Raw genomic sequence first — 11,540 nt, 5'->3', positions numbered from 1 at the left:
ACGCAGCCACAGCAATCGAACGCGGCAACCATGCCTCGGATATCGAGGAATGGGAAAGCTGTAACCGCGCTTTTCACGGAGCATTGATTCGACCGTGTGGCATGCCGAGACTGCTGCGCACGATCGAGGAATTGCATGTAGCTCGTCTGAGATATATGTACGCAACCACAACCAGTACAACTTGGGACCCTCAGTCACAACAGGAACATCATCAGATTCTTGATGCCGTCCGCCACAAGGACGTCGAGCGCGCATGCGGTCTGATTGAGCTGCATGTGCTCGAATCTGCTGAAATTATAATCAAGGCGTTGCGAAACCGGCACGAGCAGTTAGATAAGTTCGTCGACGTTCCGACCTGATTACTCTTGCCACTCTTTTTCAAACTGTTCATCACCCTCAGCAACTGCACACCTTATTTACTACCACATTAAAATTCCCAACGATAGCGCATCCCAAAATAGCAAAACCACAGACACTTTATTTCCTTAGAATTTTTTAGAAAAATTGACTGCGAAATCTACTCGTAGGATAACGCACGTCAATTAAATATCAAAATATACAGGAGACATAAGCATGAAATCAGAACCACTCTATAGAAAGGTGGCATGGAAGTTACTGCCATTCTTGTTTATCAGCTATGTCATAGCCTATCTAGATCGCGTGAACATTGGATTTGCCGCATTGCGCATGCAGCATGATCTCAGCTTCAGTGATACCGCATACGGATTTGGAGCCGGAATCTTCTTTCTAGGATATGTACTGTTTGAAGTTCCGAGCAACATGTTTCTCACGAGAATCGGTGCGCGTAAAACCATCATGCGCATCATGATCGGTTGGGGGATACTTTCCTCTGCCATGATGTTCGTGCAGAATCCAACGCATTTTTACATCCTACGATTCTTCTTGGGTGTATTCGAGGCCGGGTTCTTCCCAGGAATTATCCTTTATCTCACGTATTGGTTTCCCGCGCATTTGCGAGGAGGTATTATTGCAATCTTCATGTCCGCGATCGCGGTTGCCGGTATTGTGGGGGGTCCCGTTTCTGGATGGATCATCACATTTATGGATGGCGTACATAATCTCCATGGATGGCAATGGATGTTTCTCCTGGAAGGGGCGCCAGCAATCGTACTCGGCATCGTCGCCGCGTTCGTTCTGGCTGATGGACCGCAAGACGCGAAATGGCTGACAGAAACCGAGCGCGACATAATTGAACGCGACACCAAAACCCCCAGGGGAAATAGCGCGCATTCCATGGCTTCTGCTGTTCGTGACGCCCGCATTTACGCACTGGCCCTTGTCTACTTTGCGGTGATGTGTGGGTTGTATATTCTCGGATTCTGGCTACCTGGCATGATTAAAAGCTATGGAGTGTCCGATCCCTTCCACATTGGCCTCCTGACCGCAGTCCCGTACATTGCCAGCACTATTGGCATGGTCGTCATTAGCCGACATTCGGACGCGACCGGAGAGCGGAGAAGGCACTTGGCAGGGTCTATGTTCGTCGCCGCAACAGCTCTTGTAGCAAGTACGTTTGTTCCAAACAACTTGATTCTTGGGCTCATCGCTCTAAGCGTGGCAGCAGTTGGCCTCTATGCGTCGATGCCGCTTTTCTGGACTATCCCTACTCGTTACCTGTCGGGGCAAGCAGCCGCTGGCGGAATTGCCCTTATCAATTCGCTCGCTCTGATTGGGGGATTCGTCAGCCCGACCGTGCTGGGCTTCTCAAAATCAACGACTGGCAGCATCAATATTGGTATTTACGTCTTCGCCGTAGTTCTGAGCGTAGGCGCGCTCGTCCTGCTCGTTGCCATGCCGGAAAGGCTCCTGAAAGACTCGAACACTATAGACACCGAATCGCCGAAGGAGAAGCCCGCAATCAGTTAGTAGGGCGGCCTCAATTGTTCAACAGAGAGGCGTGACTGCAGGTGGTACCTATGTGCAGCGTGACATCGAATGCGCATCAGGGTGTGCTGACGCGCCTTTTTTATGAAGTGTGCCATCAACCAATGTAACGACCTCCTGTCGAGGTACAACAGGTAAGGTAGTGAACGGCACCGCAACCGAGCAGTTGGGTTCACATGCCCTAGAGATATATCGGACCCGCACGCGGCATTGAGATCACCGAAGTGATAGCTGCACGAACGCCTTGCAGAACAGCCGGCGGTCCAGAGTTGAAATGCAGATCAACTGTTCGTGAGACCGCGCAGCGTGACTTACGTGGACGACGCGCGGTGGATGTACAGCCTGGTAGCGAAAAAACTGCTTGCCCCCTCCGACTGCATTCCGCCCCTTCCGGCACCGACACCAGCCGGAGAGGCGTAGTGCGTTTTCCACCCTGAACTATTCCGACTGAGTTTTTGCCCCAAAGGAGCGAACACATGCCTGACACTCTCATCAAGGTCGACCTAAGCCAGTCCGCGTACGAGAACGACCAGATCCACAATCGCTGGCATCCGGACATTCCCATGGCGTGCTGGGTAAGTCCCGGTGACGACTTCATCCTTGAGACCTACGACTGGACCGGCGGTTTCATCAAGAACGACGACAGCGCAGACGACGTGCGTGACATCGACCTTTCTATCGTGCATTTTCTTTCCGGCCCCGTAGGCGTGCGCGGCGCCGAGCCCGGCGATCTCTTGGTGGTCGATCTGCTCGACATTGGAGCCAGGCCGGACAACCAATGGGGCTTCAATGGTTTCTTCTCAAAGGCAAATGGGGGCGGCTTCCTGACTGACCACTTCCCGCACGCCCAGAAATCCATCTGGGACTTTCACGGCGTCTACACGAGTTCGCGCCATATCCCGGGCGTGAACTTTGCCGGATTGATTCACCCAGGGCTGATTGGCTGCCTGCCAGATTCAAAGCTGCTGGAAACATGGAACGCACGAGAGACCCAATTGATTGCGACAGCACCCGAGCGCGTACCGCCACTTGCGAATCCGCCATTGGCGGCGACAGCCCACATGGGTAAGCTGACCGGCGTCGCCCGGGACAAGGCCGCCGCCGAGGGGGCACGCACGGTACCGCCGCGCGAGCACGGTGGCAACTGCGATATCAAGGATCTATCACGCGGGTCGAAGGCTTTCTTCCCGGTCTATATAGACGGCGCAGGCCTCTCGGTCGGGGATCTCCATTTCAGCCAAGGCGACGGGGAGATTACGTTCTGCGGTGCCATCGAAATGGCCGGCTGGGTGCACATGCGAGTGAATCTCATCAAGGGCGGCATTGAGAAGTACGGCATTCGGAATCCGGTGTTCCAGCCCAGCCCAATTACTCCGGTATACAACGACTACCTAATCTTCGAAGGCATTTCGGTCGACGAGCACGGTGGGCAGCACTACCTCGACGTTACTGTCGCCTACCGCCAAGCGTGTCTCAATGCGATTGAGTACCTGAAGAAATTCGGCTATTCGGGCGCGCAGGCGTATTCCCTGCTGGGATGCGCACCGGTGCAAGGGCATATCAGCGGGGTAGTTGACATTCCGAACGCTTGCGCGACGCTTTGGCTGCCCACCCAGATTTTTGACTTCGACATCAGGCCGAATGCCGATGGCCCCCGCAGGCAGGTGCACGGCGGCCTGGACTTGCCGTGTTCGCCAGACCTGGTGGAGCCCTAAGCGACATCCGATAGGAGGTTCCTCATGCCCATCTACGACTTCGGGTGCGCAGATTGCGGCCCGTTCTCCGTCCTGCGACAGATTGGAGACCGCGAGAATCCTTGCCACTGCCCAAGCTGCGGCAGAGAAAGCAAGCGCCTGATATGTGCGCCGTCACTCGCGTTGATGGCCGGCTCAAGTCGCGTCGCTCACGCAACCAATGAGCGGGCTGCTCATGCGCCGCGCCAGTCCACCGACGGGGGGCAGCTTCGCCACAGGCAGAGTTGCGCTTGTTGCTCAGGCGAGCGCGCGTCTCTCGCTGGCGTCAGCAAAAAGACTTCTTCCGCCGGCCTAAAGCAACCGTCAGGTCGCCCATGGATGATCAGCCACTAGCGCGGGACGCACGCCAGCGGGTTCAGCTTGTGAGCTTCGCAAGCTGAATCTTGCTTTGCGCCAGGGCCACCACCAGGAACGAGATCGCATGGCCCAAAGAGAAGCCCATCAGATGACGATGGCGGGCTTTGCTCAAATCTCGGAGGTGAATAATGGCACGAGAAAGGCACGATTCTGTAGGAGCGTGCCGACTTCAATGTAAAGCGCTGGCGCGGAGCGGGACGTTGGTGTTCCGCCCGTTCGTCGCCGCCTGCCTCGACGCCGGCCATCCCGGACGGCCGCGCATTGCTTTCGTGCCCGGCATCAACACTCAAATCGGCTATCCTTTATGCCCGCCACTATGGCCGGCTCAGGCCCCAGCTTTTCCACTTATCCGACTGTCCGGATTTCGGCCGCGGCCTCTGTCCCCGCATTTCCAGAATGAAAGGCGCGGCGACTTCGAGCCACGCCTTTCTTACTTCAGGACTCGCCATCGATTGCGAGGAGGCGCACTTCCAGCGCTGCGGCAGCAGTCTTCAGTGCAGGTATAACGCGCTTACGGATCGCAGGAATGTTTGGTTCGACGTCGACGGCGCCACAACTCAACGTCATCAACGTTCTAGAGGTGCCAACCCGGACCGGCAAGGCAATGCCATAGGCATCACGTTGATACTCCCCAACCGACATGCAAACGCCGTTCGATCGCAGATCTTCGAACGCGGCGGCGAGTTTCACTTCCATCATTCCCCTCTGGCCGCTTGCCGAGCGAAGCAATTCGCTGATATATCCGGCACGTGCGCCATCGTCCAGAGCCCACAGGAACGCTCGTCCCACGGACGTTGAGCCCATCGGCAGGAGCGAGCCCACACCGAGCCGCAATGTCGCAATTCTTATGCCGGATCGGTAGGCGATGTATAGCATGTCGAGATGGTTCGGGACCGCAAGCGCAACGGAGACATTCAGCCTGTCGGCTAGGTCTTGCATTAACGGATTTGCCACGCTGATGACCGGGTTGGCTTCCAGGTAGGCATGCCCGATACTCAGGGACCCGGGCGCCAACTCGAATTCGCGGCCTCCGCTGACGCGCCGCAAGAATCCCACGCGAATGAGAGTGCTCGTGAGGCGGGACACGGTTGCCTTCGAAAGGCCGGTACGGCGCACCAACTCGACGTTGGTCAATGGCGCGCGGTCGGCTCGAAAGGCCCGCAGGACCTGTAGTCCGTGCTCCACTGTCACTGTCACGCCTGTCGGATCCGGCATCTGTGTAGTCATGCTGCTTCCTCCGCGCGGTCTTTCCGCAATTTAGGTGGCGAACAATGCCTCCTCCTGCAAGGCATGCGCCGTTGCCGCAAGGCGGGGGCCCAGTTCGCGATCGGTGCGAGCCCGACTCATTCTGGCGCCTGGACCAATGCATGCGATTACCAGCGGTGCATGTCCGGGAAGGTTGACGGGGGTGGCGACTACGCCGAGTTCGGGCTCCCATTCTCCAATTGATGTGCAAAAGCCTGAATTTAACGTCTCGGAAATACCCTCTCCGATGCGACGTCTGAGCCGTGGCCAGTCGCGCGCCATCTTTCGCTCCACATTGCCAAGCAAGTAGAAGCGTTCCAACTCTGGCAAAGACGCGAGCAGCGCCCATCCGAGCGGGGACGAGGCGATGTGCAAGCGCGTTCCAACGGGCAGACGCAAGTCTATCGCCGTACTCTGGCTAGTGCACGTTGCCAGCACGATCAGATCCAAGCGATCGCGAATGGCGAGTACGACGAATGTCTGACTAGCGTCGGCAAAGGCCTGCATCTTGACACGTGCAAGCCTGTGTATCGTGCGATGCGCAATCGCACCGTAGCCCAACGAGAGCACGGCGGCTGATAAGCGGTACTTGCGTCGCTCTCGCGAGTAACGGAGATAGCCCAGAGTAACAAGCGAGTGAAGCATGCGGGAAACAGTAGGAGCCGGAATGCCGGTGTGAGCGGAGATCTCCTGATTACCCAGCCATTGCTCTTCGGGTGTGAAGGCACTAAGCACCGCGAGACTACGTGCGAGGGGTGCAACCATGGGGCCGCTGTCCTTGCCGCGGCCCGCGTCCTCTGCCTGCCGATAAGGATCTCTACTCGATACTGGTAATGCTAATCGAGCGTGTTTTCGGTCTGCCGCTGCAATCTGCCTTGTCATTACACTTTCCGAAGGGAGCGCACACAAAATCATTTAACGAAGCGCGTCAAGGCGGGTCAACCCGGGCTCTCGATATGTTCCGTACATTGAGAGGCACGCGAAAATTGACCGGCGCCTGAGGCATGTCGCCGTGTATGGCTTCGACCACAAGTTTGCAATAAAGCACTCGCGGCGGCTAGTACACGGTCCCATTCTGTATTGCCGATGCCGCCATGCAACCAGTGTATGGCTTTGTAGAACTCGACACAGCCCAATCTGCTTCGCGCTGCGTACAGCTACTCGGATCGAACGGACGGGACACCTGATGGGGATAGGTCTCGCAGCAGGGGACTGTCGCCGTCAATCCAATCGCCGCGCGGGGGGGTGAAGATGTCGTATTCGAGCGTGTCTTCAAGCACTTCGGCTCGATGGGGAGTATTAGCCGGAATTACGACCACTTCCCCGGCTTCTACCAGTACGCCATGCTCGTTGGTCTCGTCCAGCCAAAACCGCATTGCACCCCTCACCACGAACGTGAACTGCTCGTTCGGGTGGGCGTGGAGTGGCACAAGGTCCCCCTTTCTTAAGGTCACTTCGCCGATCATCATGCGTTCCGACGTGATGAAACGGCGCGTGATGCCGCCGAGAATGGTTTCGCTCGGTCGCTCGGACCATCGATAGTGCAAGGCGACTTGAGACATTTTTAGCTTCCGTCATGGTCAGGGGGTCGAGGTTTTATCCGGCCACGCGGCGCGCGAACGGCCAAATCATCGGGGTGATCGCTAACATGCAGCGACGCGGCCTTTTGCGTCAAGCCTGCAAAGGTGATTGTTCCGTACCTCGGAATATCGGGCTCGCCCGATTCTGTGCGTTGAGCGGCCCCCTGTCTGTTTCGGGAGCGGCGCCGCATCAAATGCCTACGAAGCCGGGCGAGCAATTCGCCTCCTGTGCCTAGGCCTAACTCCCTTCGAGATTCCGAAGGTAAAGCTCGCCGCCAGACTGAGATGTCCTATCTAGCCTTTGGATCTTCCCCCGTTTCTGCGGGCCGCAGACCGGCGCGGTCAGCGGCTCCAAGCCGATGGCCGAGGCAAACGCCCTAGTTTTGTCAGCCGTGTGCAATCTGCTGGCTAGGATATTTAGCAGCGACTTCCCATGGGGTTCGGTATTCGAGTTTCGAGCCTGCGTTGCCGGTTGTAGATGCTCGATTTATTCTCGAATGGATGCAATGGCCGGGGCGCGCGTCGCGTACCAATGGTGCTACAACCGCCAAACAACCTTCCCCAGAAGCTCTCTATTGGCGCGTTGTCACAGCAATTTCTTGCACGACATCGGGACCACGATGGTCATGAATGCGGAACTATCTCGAAGTTTTGAAGACGTGCTCCTGCACGCCTACTTCGAAGCGCTCCTCGGCAGAACATCGTTCAGATGAAGCTTGTGTTCTCGACATATTTCCCACAGAAGGTGCCATTACCCCTCAGAGGCTGAATCCCGGTGGGCATGCCGCCGCGCCTGCACACCTCGAAATATGTCGATGCCCCCGTCAAGGGACGGGGACTCGATACTTGTTCGCTGGCCGTGCGCTAGAACACGTGCCTCGCGCCTACTACTAGCCCGGTCTGGTTAATACCGGGCGCAGTTGTTGTGCCTAGCACCACGCCGAAGTTAGAGGCTCCCTTGTTGTTCATGTAGGAAGCATTGGCGTATAGGCTAGTGCGCTTGGAGAGCGCATACAAGGCCGAGAGCGCATAGCTGTTCGCATCGGAGGAGGATCCGCGCATGTCAGTGCGATAAGCGCCCGCGCGCAGTTCGAAGCCGGGCGAAAAAGCGTAGGAAGCACCGACCCAGTAGAGGTTGGAGCGGAAGTTTGGGGTGCTGATGCCGCTTTGAAGATAGCGATAACCTCCCATTAACCCAAGGGCGCCGAAAGAGTAGCTCAGCGCCCCAACATATCGGCGCTCGACAGCGCTTGCCGTGGCGGTAGACTGCCCGCGGCGTTGATCGAAGGCCAGTGCCATTGAGATGTTGCCCGTCGTGTAGGTCGCACCCGCGCTAATCTCCTGTCCGATCCTGAAGGAGCCAGGCACCTCGCCGCCGTTGACTACCGTCGTGTCATAGCCCGGGGTATAAAGTCCCGTCACAGTCAGTCCGCCCAATACGCCCGTGTACTTGATGACATTGTCTGCACGGTTGGTGAACTGCGCGTCTTGCGACAGGATTGAGTAGGTGGAATAGCGCACCGGGTCGAAGGGCACGAAGATATCAAACAGTGTGTTGATCTGCCGGCCCAGCGTGACTTGCCCCCAACTCCCCGCAATGCCCACGTAGGCTTGCCGCCCAAACAGGCGTCCTCCCTGCGCCGAACTTCCGTTGTCGCTGTTGAAGCCGCTTTCGAGAGCAAATACGGCAGCTAGGTCTCCGCCCAGGTCTTCCCTGCCGCGCAGGCCCCAGCGCGATCCCGCCGTATTGCCCGACGCCATGCGATAGACGTTTGAGGAGCCAGTGGCATCGGCGTGATTTACATACTCGATTCCCGTATCGATCAAACCATAGAGGGTCACGCTGCTTTGCGCGTGCGCGCTAGCGTTGCACAGGCCGCAAAATGCGGCAGCCACGGCTGACAAGGTCTTCATATTCATGTCTTCTCCACCATCTCTCTGTTTTTGCTGTAATGCGCCAGACTGCTGCTCCCAGCGTGCGCGCGTTCCGGTCGACAATCGAGCAGCCGGATGTTTCAGCCCGAATGTAGTGGGCCTATTTTTGTCGAATCATCCTGACCGACATCGTGGTGAACTACGCCGGACAATTTACACACGCCGTTTACGACGCGCATCCAGAATGTCTTTTGACGCTGAGGCGACGTCAACCTATCCGCCCCATAGGTTCCGTACTTCGAGAAGGATCACGCATACAGAACGCCATACGCGGACTGAATGCAGCGCCAACTGCATCGTCGGTGTGTGAGGAGACGCGAATCAAAGTACGGAACGAACCTACCGTGACCGTTGACGTACTCGCATTCGACACCGCAGCATAAATATCTGGGAGATCCCTCAGAGGAGAGTACGGAGCATGATCCGAGATGCAATCGGTGCGATAGCTTTTCGCGCTTTGTATGGGGACGGCGGATTCACTATGAAGAACAAAACTGCGACCCATGAATCCCCGCGGGATATCCTTGATGGCATGAAGAGAATGAGTCCAATTTGACCGACCATCACTGAAAAGTAAGAGGGATTGGAACTAACGATGGAGGGGGAAGTGCCGACCATTCTTGAAATTGATCGCGCTTCCTCAGCCGACCGATCGCCAATCGTTATCACGGGATACTGAATCGCAGGCCATCCTGCTTGAGTGTTTCGAAACACAGCGATTTCGCTACGTTCCGCGGCTTAGGACGAGCGAACAGAATGTGCATCGCAAACGGCATGAAGCGCTTCATCACAATCGCGCCGCACGCCGTAAGCCTCACGGTGATCGTATATTGACTCTTACTTAAATGGAGAAATGCGTGAAAAACTCGACGTATGGCTCTTTTTCGACTGGTTTGCCGGCTGACCCGAGAATGGACGCGGAGAAAGAGTTCGAGTTTGCGACCAAGTCGGCCAGAATGGAGCTGAAGCAGGCTAAGGATCGTGCGGATTCAGAATTCTACAAGACGCTTAGAAATACGGCATCGATGGATCAACAAGCGATCTCGAATGCACAGACGCGCTTTGCGCAGGCGTTAGCTATTGCGAGCGAAAACTATCACCAAGCGCTCGCGAACGCTGAACGGGTCCGCCTCCGCACCACTCTCATCACGGAGGCGCCGATCGATCGTAGAGCATCGCCTGCCTCCCTGGACTAGGGGAAGAGCTGATCAACAACGTTCCGAATAACGTTGCCAACGGTTTCGGCTTCGTCCGTGCATTGGATCGCAATGCTCTCGCCCACTGCCGCCTGGGCGCTCGGCACGAACTCTTCGAGGGTTGGGCGGCGCTGCCGAACAGGCCGCCGGCCGCCGCTACCGTCCCAAAACCTGCCGATGCGGATCGATCACGAACTATTTGGGAACCCCGGCATACGAACTCCGCGTATGCCTGCGGCCCCTCTTCAAGGGTAATGAGTTTTACTCCAACCACGTCCGCGATGTGGATGCAGTCCCACAGAATTGCCTGCATGAGTTGCCGGTTGTAACGCATGACCAGCGTTTGTCCAGTGCGAAAGCTGTGTGATTTCGCCCGTCCGAGCGCGAGGCGGATGCTTAGACTGCCACGTCGTGCCGCCGAATCGCTAGCGCCGGGATCGTCGGTCACGTAAAGGCTCAGCGATGCGGTCTTGAAGCTGATGCGCTGGATCGACGAGCTGCATCTGGATGCATCCCTTCGCGGGCGCGCATGCTGGCCCGCCTGTTGCGACGGGAGGGTGTCCAGATCGGCCACCGGCGCGTGGGCACGCTGATGAAGCGCATGGGCATCGAGGCGCTGTACCGTCGGCCGAACACGAGCCGCAGGAATGCGGCGCACAAGATCTGGCCGTACCTACTGCGCGACCGGAAGATCAATCACACCAACCAGGTGTGGGCGCTAGACACGACCTACATTCCGATGGCGCGGGGCTTCGTGTATCTGACGGCGGCGGTGGACTGGGCCAGCCGCAAAGTACTGGCCCACCGGGTGGCGATCACTCTGGAGAGCTGCCATGCTGTCGAGGCGCTTGAGGTGGCCTTTGCGAAATACGGCACGCCGGAGATCGTCAAGACTAACCAGGGCAGCCAGTTCACCGCCGCGCAGTTCACCGACGCCGTGCTTGACCGCGGCATCCAACTGTCGATGGACGGCAAGGGCAGTTGGCGCGACAACGTGTTCGTCGAACGCCTTTGGCGCAGCGTCAAGTACGAGGAGGTCTATCTAAAAGCCTACGACTCGGGTCAGCCATGCGCGCCGATCTATCGCTAACTACCTGACCTGGTACAACCAACGACGACCCCATTCCAGTCTGGCAGACCAGACCACGGATGAGGCATACTTCGCCACACTGCCAGCGATCAAATCGGCAGCCTGACTGCCCCGGCGCTTCCACTTATAAACTCCGGATCTCTGTCCGAATAAGCGAAGCCACCTCTCAGTGCCTTGATTACGATTTCTGCTGACTCGAGCACATGCTGCTCAATCAGACCGCATGCGCGCTCGACGTCCTTGTGGCGGACGGCGTCAAGAATCTGATGATGTTCCTGTTGTGACTGAGGGTCCCAAGTTGTACTGATTGTGGTTGCGTACATATATCGCAGACGAGCTACATGCAATTCCTCGATCGTGCGCAGCAGTCTCGGCATGCCACACGGTCGAATCAATGCTCCGTGAAAAGCGCGGTTACAGCTTTCCCATTCCTCGATATCCGAGGCATGGTTGCCGCGTTCGATTGCTGTGGCTGCGT

10 protein-coding genes and 2 pseudogenes are annotated in these 11,540 nt (G+C 57.1%); 6 read left to right on the top strand and 6 right to left on the bottom strand.

What is annotated here, in order from left to right; translation table 11 throughout:
- The 4 genes from AC1DKV_RS39020 to AC1DKV_RS39005 all read left to right on the top strand — a co-directional run.
- Positions 1-359, top strand: a 359-nt coding sequence (locus AC1DKV_RS39020) for a GntR family transcriptional regulator (RefSeq protein ID WP_441624329.1), incomplete at its 5' end; no start/stop codon positions are given.
- A gap of 214 nt (positions 360-573) precedes the next feature.
- Positions 574-1,887 carry an MFS transporter gene (locus AC1DKV_RS39015; RefSeq protein WP_441624327.1) on the top strand — a complete coding sequence of 438 codons (1,314 nt, stop codon included), beginning with the start codon at positions 574-576 and terminating at the stop codon, positions 1,885-1,887.
- A gap of 494 nt (positions 1,888-2,381) precedes the next feature.
- Positions 2,382-3,620, top strand: a complete 1,239-nt coding sequence (gene fmdA / locus AC1DKV_RS39010; RefSeq protein WP_441624325.1) for a formamidase — start codon at positions 2,382-2,384, stop codon at positions 3,618-3,620.
- 24 nt (positions 3,621-3,644) lie between these two features.
- Positions 3,645-3,992, top strand: a complete 348-nt coding sequence (locus tag AC1DKV_RS39005) for an FmdB family zinc ribbon protein (RefSeq protein ID WP_441624324.1) — start codon at positions 3,645-3,647, stop codon at positions 3,990-3,992.
- Positions 3,993-4,451: 459 nt separating this feature from the next.
- On the opposite strand, the gene AC1DKV_RS39000 is transcribed toward AC1DKV_RS39005, so the two are convergent.
- The 4 genes from AC1DKV_RS39000 to AC1DKV_RS38985 form a co-directional block, all read right to left on the bottom strand.
- Entirely contained in the window at positions 4,452-5,243 is a 792-nt protein-coding gene (locus AC1DKV_RS39000) for an IclR family transcriptional regulator (RefSeq protein ID WP_441624322.1), read from the bottom strand.
- 30 nt (positions 5,244-5,273) lie between these two features.
- Positions 5,274-6,026: an IclR family transcriptional regulator gene (locus AC1DKV_RS38995; protein ID WP_441624320.1), complete on the bottom strand. Its 753-nt coding sequence runs from the start codon at positions 6,024-6,026 to the stop codon at positions 5,274-5,276.
- 392 nt (positions 6,027-6,418) lie between these two features.
- Positions 6,419-6,823, bottom strand: a complete 405-nt coding sequence (locus tag AC1DKV_RS38990) for a cupin domain-containing protein (protein WP_441624318.1) — start codon at positions 6,821-6,823, stop codon at positions 6,419-6,421.
- 882 nt (positions 6,824-7,705) lie between these two features.
- On the bottom strand, positions 7,706-8,761 hold the full coding sequence (locus AC1DKV_RS38985) for a porin (RefSeq protein WP_441624316.1): 1,056 nt from the start codon (positions 8,759-8,761) through the stop codon (positions 7,706-7,708).
- 872 nt (positions 8,762-9,633) lie between these two features.
- Here AC1DKV_RS38985 and AC1DKV_RS38980 point away from each other — a divergent pair.
- Positions 9,634-9,972, top strand: a complete 339-nt coding sequence (locus AC1DKV_RS38980; protein WP_441624314.1) for a hypothetical protein — start codon at positions 9,634-9,636, stop codon at positions 9,970-9,972.
- Between the two features lie 195 nt (positions 9,973-10,167).
- On the opposite strand, the pseudogene AC1DKV_RS38975 reads toward AC1DKV_RS38980, so the two are convergent.
- A pseudogene (locus AC1DKV_RS38975) lies at positions 10,168-10,429 on the bottom strand (formaldehyde dehydrogenase, glutathione-independent); the annotation flags it as partial.
- A 13-nt stretch (positions 10,430-10,442) separates the two neighbouring features.
- Here AC1DKV_RS38975 and AC1DKV_RS38970 point away from each other — a divergent pair.
- Positions 10,443-11,168, top strand: a pseudogene (locus AC1DKV_RS38970) (IS3 family transposase); the annotation flags it as partial.
- Here the strand turns inward: AC1DKV_RS38970 and AC1DKV_RS38965 are convergent.
- On the bottom strand, positions 11,152-11,540 hold a 389-nt coding region (locus tag AC1DKV_RS38965; protein ID WP_441624313.1), incomplete at its 5' end, for a GntR family transcriptional regulator. The pseudogene AC1DKV_RS38970 and the gene AC1DKV_RS38965 sit on opposite strands and share 17 nt — an antisense overlap.

The organism is Cupriavidus sp. 05T41 (assembly GCF_056396525.1).
Note: the sequence above shows the minus strand (reverse complement) of the source record. Positions and strands in the feature narration are given on the sequence as shown.

What these genes read in the sequence shown, in the direction of transcription:
- AC1DKV_RS39015 (WP_441624327.1), top strand. Translation starts at nt 574, where the DNA reads ATGAAATCAGAACCACTCTATAGAAAGGTGGCATGGAAGTTACTGCCA.
- fmdA (WP_441624325.1), top strand. Translation starts at nt 2,382, where the DNA reads ATGCCTGACACTCTCATCAAGGTCGACCTAAGCCAGTCCGCGTACGAG.
- AC1DKV_RS39005 (WP_441624324.1), top strand. Translation starts at nt 3,645, where the DNA reads ATGCCCATCTACGACTTCGGGTGCGCAGATTGCGGCCCGTTCTCCGTC.
- AC1DKV_RS39000 (WP_441624322.1), bottom strand. Translation starts at nt 5,243, where the DNA reads ATGACTACACAGATGCCGGATCCGACAGGCGTGACAGTGACAGTGGAG.
- AC1DKV_RS38995 (WP_441624320.1), bottom strand. Translation starts at nt 6,026, where the DNA reads ATGGTTGCACCCCTCGCACGTAGTCTCGCGGTGCTTAGTGCCTTCACA.
- AC1DKV_RS38990 (WP_441624318.1), bottom strand. Translation starts at nt 6,823, where the DNA reads ATGTCTCAAGTCGCCTTGCACTATCGATGGTCCGAGCGACCGAGCGAA.
- AC1DKV_RS38985 (WP_441624316.1), bottom strand. Translation starts at nt 8,761, where the DNA reads ATGAATATGAAGACCTTGTCAGCCGTGGCTGCCGCATTTTGCGGCCTG.